We start from the raw sequence: 20908 nt of genomic DNA on the forward strand, positions 1-20908 counted from the left end.
ATTAAACTTTCTAAACTTTTTAACTTTCAACGCCTTTATGTTTACAATTTTGAATACTTCGTTATAACAGTTTTATCGCCCAAAACAGAGCCTTCATTTATAACGGAGTTAGCTTCTATTAAACAATTTTTACCAATAATTGATTTTTCTATACGGACACCTTCTTTAACAATAGTATCATCAAGAATAATTGAATCCGAAATATATACTCCTTTTCCCAAGACAACATTATTACCCAAACAAACATTTCCTTGAATTTGAGTATATTCTCCAATTCTATTATTATTCCCGCAAACCAAACGCCCTTTTAGCTCCATGTATTTTCCGTACTTCAAATGTTTTTCTGCCCATAAATTATCATTGATCATTTTTCCCTTAATCGGAAAATCAACATTGCGCAGCATCAGATCATAATTAGCCTGAAGATATTTTTCAACACTTCCTATATCTAGCCAATAACCTTTGAAAATATATCCGAAAAGCGGATATTTCTTAGTCAGCATGTCAGGGAATAAGCCTCTTTCTACGGAAAAATTTAATCCCTTAGGGATAAAATCCAGAACTTCCGGTTCAAATAAATATACGCCTGAATTTATAGTATTAACGGTAACTTCATCCCAAGAAGGTTTTTCTACAAACTTTTCAATCTTGCCTTTTTTATCAGTTTCTACTAAGCCGTAAATAGTCGGATCCTTAACACGGCTAAGGGCTATTGTAACAAGAGATTTATTTTGTTTATGAAAAGTTTTCATTGCAGTTAAATTAATATCAGTCAGTATATCACCGTTAAAAATTAAAACGGGCTCATTTATTAGGCCCTGAGCATTCTTAATAGCTCCACCGGTACCAAGCGGTTTTTTTTCATGAACATATTCTATTTTTAGGCCCCATTTTTTGCCGGAACCGAAATAGTCTTCAAAAACATGAGAAAGGTAAGAAACACAAAATATCACTTCTTTTATCCCGTGTCTTTTAATCAAGTTAAGCTGGTATTCCAGAAAAGGCCGGTTGGCGATAGGAAGAAGAGGTTTAGGGGTAGTACGGGTTAAAGGCCTCAATCTTGTTCCCAAACCGCCGATTAAGATAAGTGCTTTCATTTTTTTCTCCAAAAAAGATCATTCTGTGCTATTTCCAATTCTCAAAATATTTTACAGTTTTTTCAAGGCCGGATTTCAAAGAAACGCTGGGTTCCCATTTTAGGATTTTCTTGGCCTTTTTTATGTCTAAGACACTTTTATACAACTCACCAGCCCGCGCAGGTTTATAAACGGGTTTTTTCCTGAAATCCGTTATAAACGCTATTTTTTTGAAAAGTTCATTAACAGAACTGGCTTTGCCGGTTCCGATATTAATTATTTCGTTATTTCCTTTTTTTAGGGCAAAAATATTGGCTCTGGCCACATCGCCCACATAAACATAATCCCTCATTTGATTCCCATTTCCAAATATAACAGTTTTTTCATTATTTAACATTCTTCCCGAAAATATGGCAACAACGCCTGCCTCGCCGTGAGGATCCTGTCTTGGCCCGTAAACATTTCCGTATCTTAATATCGTATAGTTTAAACCATAAGTTTTCAAGAAATACTTCAAATAAAATTCAATGGAATATTTTGCTATCCCGTAGGGTGAAAGAGGGTTTGCATCAGCTTTTTCGTCCGGGGTTTTCCTTCCGCACTCGCCATAGATAGTGCCCCCGGAAGAAGCAAATATAACTTTCTTCACTTTGCTTTTTCTTGAACTTTCAAAAATATTTAAAGCGCCGACTATATTAACTTCCGCATCAAACATCGGATCCTGAACAGATTTTCTTACATCAATTTGAGCGGCATGATGATTTACTAAATCAAATTTTTCTTTAAAAAATATTTTCTCAATTTCCTTGGAATTGATATCCAATTTATAAAATTTTGCTTTTGGATTAATGTTCTCTTTTTTGCCGGAACTAAGATTATCTATAACTGCAACTTTATATCCTGCTGCAATATAACCGTCAACAATGTGCGATCCGATGAACCCCGCTCCGCCAGTTACTAAAATCTTCAATTTTTAACTCCGTTAGAAAGTTATAAAGTTAAATGTTAAAAGTTACTTTTTTCTTTGAGTCTCTAAATATTTTATAAAGCTCGCCAATTGCGTAGATATCTCGATAACTTTTTATCACTTGTGGTTAATACGCGCCCTTTTGGCCAATAATCGCCGGCAATGTTTTAAATAGAATTTTCAAATCAAGTCCCGGTGACCAGTTCTCAATATAGAAAATATCTAACTCAATCATTTCCTCATAGCTTAGGCTGGCACGCCCTGAAACCTGCCAAAGCCCCGTTATACCCGGTAAAACTCTCAATCGCCTCTTTGCCCAATCATCATATGCCGCCGCTTCCCATAGCACCTGAGGCCTCGGGCCGACAAGGCTCATATCACCCTTTAATACATTTAAAAGTTGAGGAAGTTCATCAATACTGTATCTTCTAATGATTTTTCCGAATCTGGTTATACGCGGATCTTTAGACATTTTAAAAACCGGCCCTTTCCGCTCGCTCTTTCCTTTGAATGACTCAAGAAGTTTATCAGCATCGCTTACCATAGTCCGGAATTTATAAAAATCAAACTCTCTGCCTCTATACCCCATTCTTTTATGTTTGTAAAGTACCGGGCCCTTAGAATCAATTTTAATAATAGCAGCAACGGCGATTAATAGCGGGCTTAAAATTATAATTACTGTCGATGAAATAATTATATCCATAACTCTTTTGAAATAGAAATTAAATCCGCTGAAGGAAATTGCATTTAAATGAAACATCGGAAGGCCTAAGGAAGAATCAATTTTTAGCTCTCCGCGGCAAAGCTGAACAATAGTAGGAATAAATTTAAGATCAATTTTAAGATTTTCGCACCAATCATAAAATGACATTAGTGTATATTCTGCCCAATTATAGTGAAGAAGAACTACCTGGCTAATATTTTTTTTTGTTATAATATTTTTTATCTTAGAAATATTATTTTCACCTGCTATAGGCGCATAATATACCCTGAAGTTAGGATGCTGTTTAAGAATGGCTTTAATCATTGCATTATTTTTTCCTACGATAAGAATATTTTCTCTGCCGAAAAAAGAACGAAGAGAAACTACAGCAGCTACTTTAAATATTTCGCGAACGATAAAAATTGCCAAAATTAATAAAAACCAAAACAATACAAAAGTAATCCTTGAAAAAGTAAATTCTCTATAAAAAAATGTTGCCAATACCAGAAAAAATATTCCGACAGATACCCCCTTGATTATTCTAACTAATTCATCTAATAAAGACGGAAAGTAAGAACGATAAAAATCATTTTGAAAAAAAATAAAAATAAAAAGCGGAATAGAGAGATATAGAGTATTTTTGTATATTATCCATTCAGGAAATCCTTTAGTTACAGGAAAATAATCTGTTATGACTGAGAAAAACCTCAGTTTATATGCCAAATAAACTGAAATAATAACAGATAAAATATCTATCACTAAAAGAAAAGGGACAATGATAAGCTGCGAACGGGTATATCTCATAAAGTCTTGTTTTTTCTATTGATTTTTGGTTTAGTATTTTATCAATTTGGTATAGAATTGGCAACTTTTTTTGCTTCTTCAAAAACTTCATCTACTGATATGTCCTGCATGCATTTATTTGTCTTGCATCCGTATTCAAAACCAAGATAAAGGCAAGGCGAACATTCTGCTTTTGACTTAATTACCCTGCTTTTATTTCCCAAGGGGCCCCATTTTTTCGGATTAGTAGGTCCGTGCAAGGCTATAACTGGAATATTTAAAGCAGAAGCTAAATGCATAATACCGGTGTTCCCTGAAATAAACATCTTTGCTTTTGATAGAATTGCTGCGTATTCGCCCAATGAAAGCGAATGCATAAGAAAAGCATTTGGCAAAAGAGCATTAACAATTTTTGAATTCTGCTCTTTTTCAATTTCAGTTCCTGCAATTAAAATCTTAAACTTATTTAGTTCACTCAGTTTTTTCCCCAATTCAACATATTTTTCCGCAGGCCATTGACGCTGGCCTCCGTGCAAAGGAGTTTCAGGATGAAAGACTATAAAAGCATCTCCTTGTTTTAGTCCGTTTTCTAATAACAGTTTTTCAGAATGATGTTTAGAAGCGTCATCAACCCAGAATTCAAGATTTTTGTTTATGTTTTTTATTTCCAGAACCTTCAAAATATCTGCGAAACAATCCAATTCATGTTTAGTTTGGCTATGTTCCACAAAATGAGTATATAAATAATGTCTATACTGATTATTTGTTTTAAATCCGATTCTATATAACGCGCCGCTAAAAAATGCAAGTAACGGCGAGATTCTTGTCCACTGGTCAAAATCCAAAGCTAAATCAAATTTTTTGTTTTTGAATAATTTAATAATAGAAAAAGGGTTAAAAACTAAATTTCTGATATTAATTATTAAAACCTCATTTATGTACGGGCAAACTTTCAGAACATCTAGATTAATTTTTGTGCATATTGCAGTAATTTTTGCTTTAGGATATTTATCTCGCAAAGCCCTTAGTATAGGCATTAATAATATTGTGTCTCCCAATGCTGAAAGCTTAATAATCAATATTGAATCAATCTTTTCGGGTAGTTTCTTTGATTTATGGGTAAATAATCCCAAAAACCAGATCAAAGATATACCTATATAACGGTCAAGTGACTTAAAAAGAAAGTTTCCTCTTAGCCCCATTGTTCTTCCTTGTTTATTTTATAATTTACATTCTGTCACCCTGAATTTATTTCAGGGTCTGCCATTTTTTTGATACCTAATGAGCTACAACCACTGCGAGACCCCGAATCAAGTTCGGGGTGACAGATCGCATGAGACTTAGTTCGGTTGTAGCCGCAGGATTTATCCTGCGTTCCGGTACCGTACCCTGAAGGGCGTACCGTTTGTCATTCCCAAATGCCTTTATTGGGAATCCAGTTTTTGATCTCAGTTACATGGGTCCCCGATTAAGACCTTCGGGGATGACCCTACGGGACAGTTCTTCAGTTCTGCTTTTTCAATTCTGCCTCTATTATTTCGCTCATCTGTTCTATTCGTTTTTCCCAAGTATATTGTTTCGCCAATTCAATTCTTTTATTCTTAAGTTCTTCAGAATTTTCTTTAAGCGCTTTCAAAACATTTTCTTCAAATTCTTCTTTGCCATCTGATAAATAGAATAATTCCTTAAATTCGTTGAGAGAATCCAAGTTAGTTGAGATAATAGGCTTGCCGCTAGATAAATATTCAAAAAATTTCATCGGAAACATATTTTTAGTATATTGATTTATCTTATTCGGAAGAAGACAAATATCAAAACCTTTTAAGTACATCGGAAGTTGATTATATTGCTTGCCGCTCAAAAAATAAATATTCTTATTTTTGATTAATGAACTTAAATCTGCCTTTTTTTCTCCTTCTCCGGTATCTCCTATCAAAATGATAGACCATTCAGGATGTTTTTCTGCTAAAAATGCTAATAATTCAAAATCTAGTTTATATTCGCTTATCGCTCCCATAAAACCCAGTCTGGGAGAAGGGATTTTTTCTAATTCTTCAGCAAGCGGTATATCTTTTGAATCAGCTTTATTAAAATGATCAAAATCTGCCACATTTGGAAGATAATAAGTGTTTTTGTTAAATTTTATTTTTTGTTCAAAAAGCGGTTTTGAACTCGCAAATACAATATTTACTTTTTTTAAAAGCATTTCCTCCAATTCATGGAAAGCCTCTTTAGGAACTAGAGGATTTGCAGAAATATCATCTACGCAGTGATAGATACAGAGTTTTTCTTTCCATCTAGCTAAATACTCTACGGCATTTGGGATATAGGTCCAAATAATGGGATTATTTAATTTCAATTTTGCAATAACTATATCCAGTTGTTTTCCCAAAAACCAGTTATTGAAGTTTCTGATAAATCTGTATCTATGAAACGGTAAAACAAGTGGCGCGAACACAAATAAATTGGGCTTAGATGTCCTTATCCCTTTAAGCCATTTAATAACTCTTTTAAATATTCTAAAAATATCCTTTTTCTGAAAAGTCGGCCGTCTCAAGCCCAAAGATTCAATAAAAAGAATCCTATTATTAGCCGATAACCTGCTCATTAAATGATGCTGGTTAGTCTTATAAGGATTATCCCATTCGGCAAACCCGAAACAGATAATATTTTCGTTAATAATCATTATTATTTTGTTAAAAGAAAAATAGCTTCTAGCATAGGGGGTCAGGTCTTGCAATCACACATTCGCAGTTCTTGTTTTTTTAGTTTACGACTCACTGTTGCATAATGAACATTAAGCTCTTTTGCTATCTCTTTCAATTTATACCCATATTCTTTATATGCTTTGACCATACCGTTTTCTTCAACTAATAGCTTTTTTAGTGCCGGCTTCAACGGTTGCAAATGCTCTTTCGGCACTTCCTTTAGTTCTTCATTTCCGGATTTGATTCTTTCAATAAAACCGTTGCTCCCATAATATATCTGCCCAACCAACCTTTCCCAAGGTTTATCACTATATCCTTCTTTTACGAATCCTGTGTAATCCTTTATCGCTGAAGTCCGTTTATTTGAAAACTGGGATAATACCCAATCTACAAACAAAAACGCGGGCGGTTTTTCTATCCCAATAAAAGAACGATAACTGCTCCACTCATACTGTTCTGGGCTTTTACACATCTTTGCACGGACAGGATTCAGAACAATATACCGTGAAAGTTCCAACAGATAATTCCCCTTTTCAACATGTATTGCCTTAAACCTTCCCTGAAATATATGTCCGCAACTCTTGTGTTTTCTATTGGAAGACTGCGTATATACTCCGTTCAATTGCCTCATGCCTATTGAAAGATTACCCGATGGTGTTTCAATTATAAGATGATAATGATTACTCATCAAACAATACCCATGGCACACCCATTTATATCTTTCTATCACGGATCCAAGTACCCTTAAGAATTCTTGCCGGTCGGTATCACAATGAAATATCTTCATCCGGGCATTGCCTCTGGATGTAATATGATAAACTGCTCCTTCGTATGTTAATCTTAATGGCCGTACCATAGCTCAATTATACTTAAAGGATTGTCGCATTGCAAGACCTGACCCCGTAACTGTTATTTCACGTAACTGGTAAATCTTATTTCATAACTTTTGCTAAACACATAATGCTGTATTTTCTTCAATATCTCAAATAAATTAACTATTGCCAATTTGTCAAAATTGTCACTCATTCTGAAATTAGGATTAGCTGCATAATCGCCATAGTGCATTTTGATACTGATATTACCACCTGCATCAACGATTGTTTTGATTGTATTTTCAATGTTTTTATCATTTACACCAATGTTTTGAGGAATGTTAAGAATACCGTTGAACTCCATGGCATATATGTTACTTACTCGTTTAATATACCTGTTTAATCCGTCATTAAGAGAAGCAAAAGAGCCGTAATGCAAACCAAGTTCTTTTGAAACTTCAATAAGGCAATTATTTTTACCAAGGCCCCAGCCGGGAGGGCGGATTCCTTTAACCTCAAATCCAGCTTGCTTAAATATCGCTAGCGCCTTTGACATTTTCTCTCTTGTTAATTCATAGTCAGTATTATCAAACTCTTTCATTTGAGTTTTGGATTTGGGATTATAATGATCATACCCATGGCAAGCAATTTCAATTTTATCACCGTAACTTTTTATTAGCTTAATCCAATCAGGAAAATCTGTTATAGACCAGTTTTTGCCTTTATTAAACATTGAAGGGACAGTAAATAAAGTAACTTTCACATCTTTTTCCAGCAATTTAATAAGGTTTTTATTGGCCCACGAACCATCTGACAGCTTTTCCCACTCTTTTTCATCTCCGCCAAGCAGGGGGCAAAAATCGTCCATACTAATAAGAACAGGAATGTAATTATTCTCCGATTGTTTTTTGGCAATTTTTTTATAATAGTTTTCATTTAATCCAAAGTATATTGTGCTTTGTTTTGTGCGGATATACTGTTTAACAATTTTTGGAAAGCATTGTATTGTTCCGATAAAAATCCCATAAGCCGATGAAAACTTGAAGTAGAAATATAGCCAAGGAAAAAGAAGGAGTGATACGAAATTTCTTTTTCTTATCAAATATCCAATAGATATTCTGCCTTCCGGAATAAGAAATATCATAGCTGGAGCAGTTAGAATGAGAATGCCGCTGAATGATAATGCCATATAAATGAAAGAAACAATAAATGTTTTAAGCAGCTGGCCGTTTTGTTGGAGTAATAGTATCCTTTCTTTTGATCTGCTGAACCTTTTAAACACATTTTTGAATGTTTGCGATTCAACATGCTCTAGATTAACATTCGGAACCCAAAGGTTACTATAGCCCTCTGCTTTCATCCTATTGACAAGGTCTACATCTTCCCCCTGTCTTATTTCTCTATATCCGCCGAATTTAATAAAATCCTCTCTTCTAAACGCCCAACCGCCTAATCTTGGCACCTTGTTTTCTTTTAATAATTTCCATCGGGCAATAAAATAGGTATCCCAGAATCCTTTCCATATATTATCTTTCATCGTCCAACAAATGCGCAGCCCGCCAAAACTAATTGTTTTAGGATGCTTCATAATAGCTTCAATAATTTTCCTGCAATAATTTCTGCTGTATTTTGCATCCGAATCGGTTTGAATAATGTATTCTCCGGCCGCAGCCCAAGCACCTGCATTTCTCGCACCACCCTCTCCAAGGTTTTTTGAATTTTTGACAATTACGATCGGGATATTGGATTCTTCTTTAATCTTTTCAACAACTTTAAGAGTATCGTCCTTAGAACAATCATCAACAACTATTATCTCTTTAAGCTTAATGTCCTGAGCCAGGAAAGATTCCAGGCACTGGTGAATTGTCTTTTCAGAGTTATAGCAAGGTACAATAACGCTAATTTTATTATCTAAATTATTCATGTTTTAATTTATAAATACTGCAATAACCTTCATTTGCTACCAAGTCAAAGTTTTCCGCCAAAAATGTGCCTTCGTTAAATATCCTATGCTGTCGTTCAAGGAAATATGGTTCTCTAGAAAAAAGAACATACTTAATGTTATATTTTTCCATGCCTTCAATTATACTTTCCGGTGAATTTCCTCTTGTTATATCAGTAGTTATATAGCTAAACCCCTGAATAAATTTCTGATCAAAATAATACCCGCGGGATTCGGCCAAGGACCACAAATATTCACCTCTAGGAATAAGCTTGTTTGCAGGAATTGTTATTGGATAAGAAGTTACATCCCTTTTTAGGAACTCGGTTTTGCTTTCCTTTCCGCTGAAATAAGGAAAATTTTCTTTTCGTAATATTTCATTTATTATCGCATAAAGACTATAGACAATCATTGCAAAATAAACAGTAAGGATAAAATACCTGATTATTTTATTACCGCCTATTTTCGCGGAATGAATAACATTTCCAATAACGAAAAAAAACAATATAAAAGCCGGAAAGAAGACCCTGTCCGCATGTAAAAGGAAAAAGTCCCCAATCAGAAAATAAAGCGCTCCGGAAATTAATGCTAGAACTGCTGCTTTATTTTTTATCAATTTAATAAAGAAAGCAAAGAAGAGTATAGGCATCCCAAGAAGCACATCTTTTGGATAAGTAAAATACCCTGAACTCGCTTTTTCAAAATATGAACTGATTGAACCGCTCATTTCCGGCAATTGGCTTCTGTCTCCTAATATTTTCGCAAGAAAAGGAGATAAAGGATTGCCTGTAAAAGCATAATTCATAATTAGCCAAGGTGATAATAGCAATAAATATACCGCTGCAGATAATGGTATAAGCCGTATCAGTTCTGCGCTTATTTTACCTTCCTTCCAAATTTGAGAAACATAAAATACCGCGGGCAAAATCAAAAGGAAAGCCCCGTTATACTTTACCCCGAAAGACAAAGCGCAAAAAGCTATGGAAACATAAAACCAAATGCTATTTTTTTCATACTCCCATTTTACGAGAGCATAAAGAATTGCCGCGGTATAGAATGCTATGCCAATATCTATTTTAGCAATAGAAGCCATATCAAAAAATACACTTGATGTTATAATTGTCAAAACGGAAAGAAGGCCTGCGGTTCTATTAACTGTTTTCTTACCAACTAAATAAATTAGGCCGCAAGTTAAGAAACCAATTAATAGATGTAAGTGATTTACTGCGATTTCATCTGCCAAGGCCATAACAAATGTATCGAGCATTCCCAAAAGCTGCGGATAGGTGGAAAAAGGAACTTCTCTTGTAAGGTTGTAAATGGCGTGCTTAAAAATGTAGCTTTTTGGCAAAAGAACCAGATGGCTTAAAGCATCCAGATTAGTTACCGGCCTGAAAGATAAAACAATATGAGAAATGCCGGACAAAACTATTAAAATTATAACGACCTTTTCTAGTACGGAAAATATTGGCATTTCAAACTTTTGACTGCGGGCATTGCTAAAAAACAAATATGCCGCAAGAATATTCAAGGCTGCCAATATAACCCAAAAAATGCTCGCATAAATAAGGCCTGAAATGCCAAGAAAAAATACTATAAATGCCAATATTCCAATACCAATAACAATATTAAAAATGGTTTTTTCAAACCTTGAATATACATTTATTTTGCTTAGAATAATTGAATTTAAAAAAAAGCCTAGTGAATAGCAAGCCGTAATAGTTAAAACTACTATGAAAATTCCAATCATTTTGTTTCCATTTGTTATGTTTTACAATATTTATTAAGCTTTTTTCATTTCTAAATATATACATTCGCCTTTGCCCGGAAGCAGAGTATCCGGAATACGGAGAATTATAGACAAAATCAGGCGCGGGATTCTTTTATTTAACATAAGCGCTTTGCTTAATAACCGCGCTAGTTTTGCTTTATCATTTTTCTTATATGCATCCAGCGAAGTAAGAAAACGATACCCCGGTGTAGCTGTCCTTATTGAAATTATATCAAACTTACAGATATTTGCCAGTTGTTTAATGGAATCTATGGAGAAATAATTGAAATGGAAAGGTATGTGCCAGCCCGCCCAGTATTGTTTAAATATCCGAGCAGAATAACTGTTAACATTTGGGCAATTAATAAATACCTTGCCGACGGGTTTTAGAATCCTTCTGACATCATTTAGGATACTTTCAGGGTTCGGCATATGCTCAATTGTGTGGTTCATAACAATGCAATCAAAAAACTCATCAGGATAATGAGCTTGATAAATATCTCCACAAACAACATTAAGCTTTTTTTTGTTGGCTATTTCCGCCTGGCCGGAATTTATTTCAACACCATATACTTCACAACCTTTAGCCTTTAAATCTTCCAGCAAAATACCTTGGCCGCAACCGATATCAAGAACTTTTCCCGAAGCCTTTGCTATTATTTCCGCAAGAAATTCGCCGGTTAATTTATGATAAATACTGCGCAATAAAAAGTTTCCCCTCATTTTAGAAGCAATACCGGTTTCCGGTTCTTTAGTTGAATAATACTTTTCATACAACAAAGTTACGGTTTTTTTGGTCGGACGAGGGTTTAGATATATATGCTCACAGTTAGTGCATTTAACAAGATTATAAATACCCGGAACACCGAACAGGTGATCAGGCAAAGTCAAAAACAGTTTCGCTGTAGAATTGTTACACAGGCAACAATTTGTATTTTCTAGTTCCATGTCTTTTTCCACAAAACATTTCAAGAAAAATAGATTCCTCCGCCCCACCACTGGCGGGCAGGCGCGGCGGACGGGAATGACACCCTTTTTTCAGTCCTGAGTCCAACATAGTCATTACCCTTGGCAAAACTCTCTGCCAGCTCAGCTGCATAGCCGGAAATACCACCTCTTTTACTATAAGTTCTAACTATTATCGCAATTTTCATGAAAAAACCTGGTTAAATATTTTGGCCCTTATTTATAAATTCGGATAATTTCCGGCTCATAGCATAATAACTATATTTTTCAATACACTTATTCCTGGCTTTTTTCCCCATGTTGATCGCCATTTCCGGATCGCTGATGACCGTTTTAATTACGCTGACTAATTCATCAATATTGCCCGCTTCATAAGTCCAGCCGCAGTCTTTAAGTATTTCAGGAATATCATTAATTTTTGAAGCAATAATCGGTTTTCCCATAGCCATAGCATCAAATAATTTTGCAGGTATCTGTCCTTTGGATGAGTAAGTATCTTTTTGCGGTATAACAACTATATCCGCAATGCTAAGAAATTCGGGTATTTTGCCAAACGGCTGCTGTTCAAGCAATATACATCTTCCACCAAGGCTCTCTTTAACAAAATCATATAGCTTTTTCTGGCTGTCTTCAACAAGATTAAACCCTACTAACATCATTAGTGCAGAACTATCATTCATTTTTTTATAAGCGTTAACCAGCTCAAAAATACCTTTATGCTCACGCGGTGTGCCTAAAAATAATATTACTTTATCTTCCGGTTTAATAGCGTATTTTTCCCTGAGCACTTTTTTTGAATAATTTTCCGGGTTAAAATATTCCGTATCTCGCGCGTGCGGAATAACTATGCCCCCGTATTTGTTCTGCAAGTAAGTATTTGACACTATTTTATTTTTTATGAACCGCGCTAACAAATCACAAATAACCAATTTAAAAATCTGAACAGAAGATTTTAAACTGTTTACAAAATTCCCTTGAATAAAGCGGTCCAGTTCAAACCCCATTTCCCAATCGTCAATATCAATAACCATTGGGACCTTTTTCCTTAAACTAACTATCATCGCAAGAAACATGCTCGGAAGCACCGGCTTGCTTATTATAACCAGGTCGCCGTTAATTATTTTTGACAAACTAAATGCGCTTGAAAAAAAATACTGCAGCTTTGAACAGGAAAGAAATGAATATTTTACATCTCTCGGCGGTTTTTCAATCGGGGACCAGACGCTCCCGCTGAAAGCCGGGCCTACTATTTCAACTTCTGCCTCACTTTTCAAAAGTTCCGCCAACATATAAGCCCGGCCGAAACAGTTATGAGAAAAATCCGGGGTAATCACGGTTATTTTCTTGAAAATATTTTCTCTTGTAACAGATGCTGCTTTTTCTTTATCGCTATAGCCATCTAAAACAAATTCTCCATATACTGCCCCGCCTGATATTGAAACCGCCTTTTGGTTGATCACATTTAAAAGCTTAACGGCCTGATTATAAACCGCCCGGACCGATATTCCGGCTAGACAACGGGGATCACGGCAGGAAATACCTGAAAACTTATAGCAGGGAGCACAATCCAGGCCGCTTCGCACAACTATATTAGGCACCTGCCAGGGATAATTCTTCCAGTAAAGCGTCGGCCCGAATATACCTATTACGGGTATTTGAACAGAAGCGGCTAAATGCATTAAGCCGGAATCATTAGAAATAAAAAGATCGCATTTGTTTATATTGGCTGCCGTTTGAAGTATTGTTGTGCCGATCGCGATATTTGGAACAACTTTCATTTTTGATGCCATAGTTTTAGCCAATTCCAATTCTTCCGGGCCGCCAAATACATGAATTTCTGCATTGTATTGTTCAGCCAGTTTATCAGCAAGAAGAGCAAATTTCACAACATCCCATCTTTTAACCGATTCGCCCAAATCGGTTCCCGAACCGGGATGAAACCCAATTATTGTCCTGCCATAAACTTCTGGGAGAGCCTTATCGGTAATAACATTGCCATTTACTGCCTCCGGTAATGCTATTGAGTTGTCTGTTCCTTCAATACCGATCGCCCGCAGAAGATCCAGATTGTATTCAACTTCGTGTTTTTTTTCATTAACACGAACAATAAATCCATAAAATATGTTCCACCAACCGTTAGCAAAGCCGGCCCTATCTTTTATTCCCGCTAAAAAACCCAGTACAGCTATTTTTAAACTTTTATCTAAAAATGAAGTTACAAACAGTTCATACTTTTCCTTTCTAAGCGTCAACAACAGCTTCATGTAAGTAAACGGATACGCTTTGGTTTTTCCAAAGAATATTACTCTGTTAACCAAATCCAAATTCTCTAATATTGCCTTTGCCTGCATATTGCTTACAATAACATCAATTTTTGCACCAGGAAATCTTTTTCTAAGTGTCCGCAGAACCGGGATATAAAGAATGGCATTACCCATACCCGTAGAAGAAATACATAGTATTTTTTTATATTCTTTCATAGTATTTACCTTGATACTTATCAGATTTGTCTTCGGGGTTTAGGCCTAAAACCATCCAAATTATTGCCAAAATTCTTATATCCATTAAAAACATATTCTCAACGAAAGCGAAAATTGCCGCAAAAGATAGAAATGCCGTAACCAGCAGAAAATAATAATCTCCTGTTTGTATAAACATTTTTGTATTTTTGTATAAACATGAAATTAAGAATAAAACAAAGAATAATACTGCAAATATTCCGCTTTTTCCCCATATCTCAAGAAACATGTTGTGCGGGGGCGTATCTTTCCGGGCATTAATGCTTTCGGCGTAAATATTGTATTTTTTTGCCCAAGTTTCTCCATCCAACCCGACTCCAAGAAGCCAATTGTCTTTTATAACTCCAATGCTTGCTTTCCAAATCTCTGTTCTGCCGTTTATGCTGTTAAGGTTACTACCAAAGTTTTTTGTTCTAGGATTTACAAACATCATGGTTAACATAAACAAAAATATTACGCTTAAGGAAACTGCCAGTCGCGATATTTTTTTGAAACCATATTTATTGTAAACCCAAATTCCAGCCGTAAAACAAATAGTTTTCCCATATATTGTAATTTGAAAAGTTACGAGCTAAATCGAGGAGGGTATCCGGCTCAATAAATATTTTCATTATTCCTGAGTTCAGAATTGCAAGCTCATATTTCTCAAACAAGAAAAGCAAAAACACGCCCAGTAAATAGGGTAAAGCAGAAAAAACAAATACTTTCAATACTTTGATTTTGTCAGCGGAGAAAATCTTAAAATAATAATAAATCGGCAAGGGCAGAGAAAGATAAATTAAATGCTTTAGCGCGTCTATTTTGTCGGTAGAATACAAGAATGAAATATAGATAAAAACTAGAAAAATACAATAATAATATATTTGGTATGCCCTTATTTCAAGATATTCATTTTTAAACGACAAAAGCCCCAAGACAACAGCCAGCACAATAAAAACTGTAAGATTTTTATTCCCTATAACGGGGAAATAGAATTGGTATGTAATTAGCACCGAAAGAATATATGCAAATAATATATTGCTTCCGATAAACTCACGGATTCTCGTCATTGCGGTAAAACTCCTGCAGGGAATATTTTTCTTTTTAATAAATTATAAATTGAATCTAATTCCTTTACTTTGAATAATTTGCACAACAACAAATAAATAAAAACCGAAAAGAATACTGCAACGGAAAGAAAAACCAGTTTCTCAAATAAGCCTGCCGGCAGATGAATACTGATATAAACCAAATATAAAGGCAATAAAGAAATAATTGAAATTAGAAGTATCTGTAAAATATTCTTTATAACTCCCCAAACCTTAAATTCTGCCAAAATCGGCTTTAGCATTATAATCATAGCAATAAAACAAAAAGCATCCGTTAAAGACCTCGCAAGGGCCACCCCCCCAACAAGCATATACTTCCTTAGCATAAAACCCGCAACAAGGTTTAATACAAACCCTATAGAAAATATTTTTAAAGGCGTAATGACATCCTGCCGGCTGTAATATATCCTTATGACTACAAAATTCAGAGCATAAAATAGCGCCCCGATTGAGTAAAAAGCTAAAGCTGATGATGTTATCTCTGTTGAGAAACTGCTAAAAGCCCCCCTCTCAAACAAAATACTTATGATCGGCTTGCTATATATTACCGTAAAAAGCGAAAACGGTAAAGCAAATAAAACTGTTATCCTGATCGCAAAATCAACGATTTTTTTAAATTCCTGAGAATTATTACCTGCGTGGACACTGCTAAGAAAAGGAAAAACCGCCGTCCCGAGCGGAACCCCGCAAAAAAGCCATACGGTTTCTCTTATTCTGCCTGCAAAGATTAGCGCAGCAATATTACCGGAATCAAGCCCTGATGCAAGTGCGCGTGATACCAGGTCTATTCCCACGCCTGCAACTGAAGCAAACAAGAGCGGCCCCCATAAATAAAACATGGGTTTGAACTCGGAGAACCATTGCAAGGTGAATTTAAAACTGAGCTCCCTAAGCCTTAGTGAAGGGAATAATACCAACAACTGCATTACCGCGCCGGCAACAAAACCAACCGCCAAACTATATACTCCTAATTTCTTACTTAAAAATATCACGCCTGCTATAACACCTAAATTCAGCATCAGCTGTGTTAAAGCGGGAGCAACAAAATGTTTATGGACATTAAGAAGACTTCCGTAAAAGCTGGCAATTCCCATAAATATTGTCGCGGGAAATATTATTTTCGCTATGGTTACTGCGGTAGAAAAAGCTGGTTCGGTTAGATCGGGAGCAAATACCTTTACCAAGTAACCGGATAGAGGCATAAAGACAATTACAGAAAGTACCATTATTAGAGCCAGTGCTGTTGAAATGGTATTTATGAACTTTAAAGAGCGCTCGCTTTCATTTTTTTGGATAAAGGATGCGTAAACCGGGATGAATACTGCAGTCAATATTCCGCCGGAAATAATTTCTCGAAAAAAATCCGGTACTGACAATCCGACAAAATATGCATCCGTCAGCGAAGTTGTTCCAAATATGGCGGCTATTATTATTTCTCTGGCAAAACCAAACAGCTTCCCTAAGACAGAGAACAATAAAATTACAATGGTTGCTTTTACAATATGTTTTTTTATGGACATAAAAGTCAGATAATTTCCTTACTTTCGCAGAGCTCCATTCTTTGTCGTTGTAGCCGCCCCGCTTGCGGGGCGCTTAACAAAACAATATCATCTTTTCCTTTCTCGCAGGCTAAAGCCTGCGGCTACATTTACCTGCCGACAAGATTATCAGGAATTTAAACACCTTGTCATTCCCAAGTGTATCTATCCCGCCTTGCGGGACTTCATCAAAAAATACAAGTAAGTCGTCGGGGATGATATACAAAAGTTACAACTATTAAAACCAAACCACCCCAGAGGAGAGCTTTACAATGCTAAGCGCGCCTCGGGGGTGTATTATTTAAATTCACGGCTTTATTGCTTTTTTGAAGATTTAACCGGTTTTTCTTTTTCTTCTTCCGGTTCTTTATCCTCAACTTCGGCTTGCGTTACTGCCGAAAAAATGTATTTCTGCCTTATCATTGTTTCTATTTCATCAGCAGTTTTGGGATTATCCGCAAGATATTGTTTCGCGCTGTCCCTCCCTTGACCGATTTTTTCATTTTTATAGGAATAAAAAGAACCTGACTTTTCAACAAAGTTATCAGCCACTCCCATATCTATAAGGTAACCGGTTCGGTCTATCCCCTGCCCGAAAAGAATATCAAATTCTGCCTGTTTAAACGGCGGCGCAATCTTATTTTTAACAACTTTAACCCGGACTTTATTGCCGATAATTTCATCGCCCTTTTTTACAGATTCTACTCTCCTGATATCAAGACGGACGGATGCATAGAATTTAAGAGCAAGTCCGCCGGTAGTCGTTTCAGGATTTCCCCACATCACACCGATTTTATGCCTTATTTGGTTTATAAAAACAATTGAGGTTTTAGATTTGGAAATGCTTGAAGTAAGTTTTCTCAATGCCTGGCTCATTAGGCGGGCCTGCATACCCATCACCGAGTCGCCCATCTCGCCTTCGATTTCAGCCCGCGGAACAAGGGCCGCAACAGAATCCACCACTATTACATCAACAGCTCCGGAACGAACAAGTTTATCAACAATTTCAAGAGCCTGCTCGCCTGAATCCGGCTGGGAAATATAAAGATCATCAATGTTAACACCCAATTTTTTTGCGTATTCCGGATCCATAGCGTGTTCAGCATCAATAAATGCGGCTATTCCGCCTTGTTTCTGGCTCTGGGCAACAATGCACAGCGCCAAAGTTGTTTTACCGGAAGATTCCGGGCCGTAAATCTCAACCACTCTTCCGCGGGGAATACCGCCTATGCCAATCGCTATATCTAAAGGCAATGCGCCGGTAGGAATAATTTCAACCGTTGTTTTTGCGTGCTTTTCACCCAGACGCATGATAGCTTCTTTGCCAAAATCTTTTTCAATTTGTGTTAACGCTAATCCTAACGCTTTAAGCTTTTCATCCTTTGCCATAAAACCTCCCTTTGCCTCAATTTCCTGCTTTACAAATAATAATTCTTATCTAATCCCTTCCTTCTAGCATCCATTTCCATACAGGCACAATGGATATCTCTACTTTCCCCTGTCTGATACTCGTTCCCGAAATAGTGAACCTAAACAAGTTTATGTTTTCTCTATCCCTTCCCATTTATGCGCCAATTTTGCTGTACCAATTATTATTTTTATCACCCTTTGAGAAGTATTAGATATTTTATAGTCCGCCGGAATAGAATTTTCCGATAAAGATTTTCTTTCACTTACTGCAACGCGAACCGATTCAGTAATGGTATCAGGATCAAGTCCCGTAAGCGCTATAGTACCGGAATCCATTCCTTCCGGTCTTTCCATTGCGTTTCTTATGGTAATTGCCGGAAAGGAAAGTATAGCTGACTCTTCGGAAATAGTCCCGCTGTCCGATATAACACAAAACGAATTCATTTGAAGATTTACATAGTCAAAAAAACCAAATGGTTTTGAAAATAGTATTTTGCCGTTCAATTTTATGTTTTTTTGCTCATCTAATCTTTTCTTAGTTCTTGGATGAGTTGAAACTATTATGGGAAAATCATATTTTCTTGAAAGCAAATTTAAAGACTCCAAAATCTTTCTTAAATTATTCGGATTATCAACATTTTCTTCCCGATGAACACTTGCCACAAAATATTTTTCTCTTGTCAGTCCTAACTTTTTTAAAATATCAGTTTTTTTTATTTTTTCTGAGAAATGAGTTAAAACTTCTTTCATCGGAGAACCTGTTAGATATATCTTCCTTGGATGAATCCCTTCTCTCAAAAGGTTTCTGCGGGCATGTTCTGTATAAACAAGGTTAAAATCGCTTATATGATCAATTATTCTTCGGTTTATCTCTTCCGGCACATTAAAATCGAAACAGCGGTTTCCCGCTTCCATATGATAAACAGGAATTTTCAGGCGTTTAGCAATAATACCCGCCATTGAGCTGTTTGTATCTCCCAGTATTAATACTGCGTCCGGTTTTTCTTTCAGTAAAACACTTTCTGATTTTTCTATTATTTTACCTATCATTTTACCGAGTGAACCACTCTTAACTCCGAGAAAATAATCCGGTTTTCTTATTTCCAAATCCTTGTAAAATATTTCGTTCAGCTCATAATCATAATTTTGTCCAGTATGAACAGTAATGTGATTAGTAAATTGGTCTAACTTTGCCATAACCCTTGATAATCTTATAATTTCAGGCCGTGTTCCAAGTATTGTCATTACTTTAATTTTATTTTGCATTATAAGACCTCCAAAGCATAAGTATCAGGGTTTTCAGAATTAAATATTGAACTAGCCCAAAATACTACTATTAGTTCATCTTCACCTTTATTTTCAATTGAATGAATATACCCGGGCGGTATGTCTACAACTTTAATATCTTCTCCTGAAACCAGGTATGAAAGAATTTCGTTATTTAAGATATGCCTGAATTTAATTTCAGCCTTTCCTTCTATTACCCAAAATTTTTCAATTTTGGTATTGTGGTAATGGTTGCCGCGAATAACTCCCCTTTTGGACTTTGAAACAAATATCTGGCCAGATTGATGAGATTTCAATATTTCCACCAAACTTCCTCTTCTATCTGCTTTTTGATCCAATTTATAAGAAAAATCATTTTTATCAAGATATGAAAGATATGTCTCATAGAGATCTCTAGTTAAATCATAGGAAAGGTTAGGCATAATCAATGTTTTAAGAATATCATTCAGCTGATATATTTTTTTTGCAAGTTCGCCAAGGCTTATTTTAAAAGTTTTTTTGATGAAGTAATATTTTTTCTGATATTTTTCTTTTTTATTAAGTAATTTGATGAATTCACTTACTACGTCATCAATATAAACTAATTCAATTTCTTTTTTTTCGTCAGTAATATTAATATCAATATTACGAGCTATATTATGGCAAAAAGTAGCAACGGCTGAATTGTAATTCGGTTTGCACCATTTTCCAAAAACATTAGGCAAGCGATAAACAAACACTTTTGCCTTAGTCTTTTTTGCATAATTAAATAAAACATTTTCTGCGTTTTTCTTGCTTATTCCGTACGGATTTTTTAATTTTGCCTGTATTGAGGAAGTAAAAACCATAGGAGTACGCTTTTTATTCTTTCCAAGGATATTTACTATGGTTTGAGTTAAATCCTCGTTCCCTTTTTTAAATTCGTTTTCACTTTTTGGCCTGTTGACTCCAGCCAAATGAAAAATAATTTCAGCCTGTTTCAAATAGTTTTCAAGATTACCTTCGTTATTGTCTATATCGTATTTCAAAATATCATGATATCCTGATTGTTCTAAAGCTACAATCAGGTTTTTGCCTATGAAACCTTCCGAACCGGTAACTAATATTGTACTCATTATTTATTCTCTCTCACTTTCCTAATTTCTTCTACCGCACCCTGAAGGGTGCGTCTACCGAAAGCACCAAAAGTGCCGTTATTGTAGCCGCAGGATTTATCCTGCGTCCCGCTCTGTAATTCCGATTGGGACTTAATATCTTTTCAGTTATTACCCTTAAGCGCTTCTTTCACATAATCTATAGTTAGAAGCAGTTCTTTAACTTCTTTAATATTCAGCCTTTTTGTATTACTGGAATTATAGT

Annotated in this window: 17 protein-coding genes; all 17 read right to left on the minus strand. The window is 35.6% G+C overall.

Annotated features, from left to right (window positions below; all coding sequences use genetic code 11):
* Positions 1–41: 41 nt before the first annotated feature.
* The 17 genes from NT145_03325 to NT145_03405 all read right to left on the minus strand — a co-directional run bounded on the left by NT145_03325 (position 42) and on the right by NT145_03405 (position 20664).
* On the minus strand, positions 42–1097 hold the full coding sequence (locus NT145_03325) for an NDP-sugar synthase (GenBank protein ID MCX5781723.1): 1056 nt from the start codon (positions 1095–1097) through the stop codon (positions 42–44).
* A gap of 28 nt (positions 1098–1125) precedes the next feature.
* A complete protein-coding gene (locus tag NT145_03330; GenBank protein MCX5781724.1) occupies positions 1126–2046 on the minus strand; it encodes an NAD-dependent epimerase/dehydratase family protein in 921 nt (306 codons plus the stop codon).
* A 124-nt stretch (positions 2047–2170) separates the two neighbouring features.
* Positions 2171–3550 (minus strand): sugar transferase, encoded by a 1380-nt coding sequence (locus NT145_03335; protein ID MCX5781725.1) that lies wholly within the window; start codon positions 3548–3550, stop codon positions 2171–2173.
* Positions 3551–3591: 41 nt separating this feature from the next.
* Entirely contained in the window at positions 3592–4731 is a 1140-nt protein-coding gene (locus tag NT145_03340) for a glycosyltransferase family 9 protein (GenBank protein ID MCX5781726.1), read from the minus strand.
* 302 nt (positions 4732–5033) lie between these two features.
* The gene (locus NT145_03345) at positions 5034–6215 is read right to left on the minus strand and encodes a glycosyltransferase (GenBank protein ID MCX5781727.1); all 1182 of its coding nucleotides are present in this window, start codon (positions 6213–6215) and stop codon (positions 5034–5036) included.
* Between the two features lie 41 nt (positions 6216–6256).
* On the minus strand, positions 6257–7093 hold the full coding sequence (locus tag NT145_03350; protein ID MCX5781728.1) for a transposase: 837 nt from the start codon (positions 7091–7093) through the stop codon (positions 6257–6259).
* Positions 7094–7146: 53 nt separating this feature from the next.
* Positions 7147–8973: a glycosyltransferase gene (locus NT145_03355; protein MCX5781729.1), complete on the minus strand. Its 1827-nt coding sequence runs from the start codon at positions 8971–8973 to the stop codon at positions 7147–7149.
* The gene (locus NT145_03360) at positions 8966–10741 is read right to left on the minus strand and encodes a glycosyltransferase family 39 protein (GenBank protein MCX5781730.1); all 1776 of its coding nucleotides are present in this window, start codon (positions 10739–10741) and stop codon (positions 8966–8968) included. Before NT145_03360 ends, NT145_03355 begins: the two co-directional genes overlap by 8 nt.
* A 33-nt stretch (positions 10742–10774) precedes the next feature.
* Entirely contained in the window at positions 10775–11710 is a 936-nt protein-coding gene (locus NT145_03365; GenBank protein MCX5781731.1) for a class I SAM-dependent methyltransferase, read from the minus strand.
* Between the two features lie 20 nt (positions 11711–11730).
* Positions 11731–11916, minus strand: coding sequence for a hypothetical protein (locus NT145_03370; GenBank protein MCX5781732.1), 186 nt, complete (start codon positions 11914–11916; stop codon positions 11731–11733).
* 12 nt (positions 11917–11928) lie between these two features.
* Positions 11929–14208 carry a glycosyltransferase gene (locus NT145_03375; GenBank protein MCX5781733.1) on the minus strand — a complete coding sequence of 760 codons (2280 nt, stop codon included), beginning with the start codon at positions 14206–14208 and terminating at the stop codon, positions 11929–11931.
* A complete protein-coding gene (locus tag NT145_03380; protein MCX5781734.1) occupies positions 14195–14722 on the minus strand; it encodes an O-antigen ligase family protein in 528 nt (175 codons plus the stop codon). Before NT145_03380 ends, NT145_03375 begins: the two co-directional genes overlap by 14 nt.
* 25 nt (positions 14723–14747) lie before the next feature.
* The gene (locus NT145_03385; GenBank protein MCX5781735.1) at positions 14748–15296 is read right to left on the minus strand and encodes a hypothetical protein; all 549 of its coding nucleotides are present in this window, start codon (positions 15294–15296) and stop codon (positions 14748–14750) included.
* Positions 15293–16855: a murein biosynthesis integral membrane protein MurJ gene (gene murJ / locus NT145_03390; protein ID MCX5781736.1), complete on the minus strand. Its 1563-nt coding sequence runs from the start codon at positions 16853–16855 to the stop codon at positions 15293–15295. The genes NT145_03385 and murJ overlap by 4 nt, the downstream gene beginning before the upstream one ends.
* 333 nt (positions 16856–17188) lie before the next feature.
* Entirely contained in the window at positions 17189–18262 is a 1074-nt protein-coding gene (gene recA, locus NT145_03395; protein ID MCX5781737.1) for a recombinase RecA, read from the minus strand.
* 150 nt (positions 18263–18412) lie between these two features.
* Positions 18413–19549, minus strand: coding sequence for a UDP-N-acetylglucosamine 2-epimerase (non-hydrolyzing) (gene wecB / locus NT145_03400; protein MCX5781738.1), 1137 nt, complete (start codon positions 19547–19549; stop codon positions 18413–18415).
* The gene (locus NT145_03405; protein MCX5781739.1) at positions 19549–20664 is read right to left on the minus strand and encodes an NAD-dependent epimerase/dehydratase family protein; all 1116 of its coding nucleotides are present in this window, start codon (positions 20662–20664) and stop codon (positions 19549–19551) included. The genes wecB and NT145_03405 overlap by 1 nt, the downstream gene beginning before the upstream one ends.
* Between the last annotated feature and the right edge of the window lie 244 nt (positions 20665–20908).

It is taken from the genome of Elusimicrobiota bacterium, from assembly GCA_026388075.1.
GTDB lineage: Bacteria > Elusimicrobiota > Endomicrobiia > Endomicrobiales > JAPLKN01 > JAPLKN01.

Coding starts and splice junctions, on each gene's coding strand:
- NT145_03325 (MCX5781723.1), bottom strand. CDS start 1,097: ATGAAAGCACTTATCTTAATCGGCGGTTTGGGAACAAGATTGAGGCCT.
- NT145_03335 (MCX5781725.1), bottom strand. CDS start 3,550: ATGAGATATACCCGTTCGCAGCTTATCATTGTCCCTTTTCTTTTAGTG.
- NT145_03340 (MCX5781726.1), bottom strand. CDS start 4,731: ATGGGGCTAAGAGGAAACTTTCTTTTTAAGTCACTTGACCGTTATATA.
- NT145_03345 (MCX5781727.1), bottom strand. CDS start 6,215: ATGATTATTAACGAAAATATTATCTGTTTCGGGTTTGCCGAATGGGAT.
- NT145_03350 (MCX5781728.1), bottom strand. CDS start 7,093: ATGGTACGGCCATTAAGATTAACATACGAAGGAGCAGTTTATCATATT.
- NT145_03355 (MCX5781729.1), bottom strand. CDS start 8,973: ATGAATAATTTAGATAATAAAATTAGCGTTATTGTACCTTGCTATAAC.
- NT145_03360 (MCX5781730.1), bottom strand. CDS start 10,741: ATGATTGGAATTTTCATAGTAGTTTTAACTATTACGGCTTGCTATTCA.
- NT145_03365 (MCX5781731.1), bottom strand. CDS start 11,710: ATGGAACTAGAAAATACAAATTGTTGCCTGTGTAACAATTCTACAGCG.
- NT145_03370 (MCX5781732.1), bottom strand. CDS start 11,916: ATGAAAATTGCGATAATAGTTAGAACTTATAGTAAAAGAGGTGGTATT.
- NT145_03375 (MCX5781733.1), bottom strand. CDS start 14,208: ATGAAAGAATATAAAAAAATACTATGTATTTCTTCTACGGGTATGGGT.
- NT145_03385 (MCX5781735.1), bottom strand. CDS start 15,296: ATGACGAGAATCCGTGAGTTTATCGGAAGCAATATATTATTTGCATAT.
- murJ (MCX5781736.1), bottom strand. CDS start 16,855: ATGTCCATAAAAAAACATATTGTAAAAGCAACCATTGTAATTTTATTG.
- recA (MCX5781737.1), bottom strand. CDS start 18,262: ATGGCAAAGGATGAAAAGCTTAAAGCGTTAGGATTAGCGTTAACACAA.
- wecB (MCX5781738.1), bottom strand. CDS start 19,549: ATGCAAAATAAAATTAAAGTAATGACAATACTTGGAACACGGCCTGAA.
- NT145_03405 (MCX5781739.1), bottom strand. CDS start 20,664: ATGAGTACAATATTAGTTACCGGTTCGGAAGGTTTCATAGGCAAAAAC.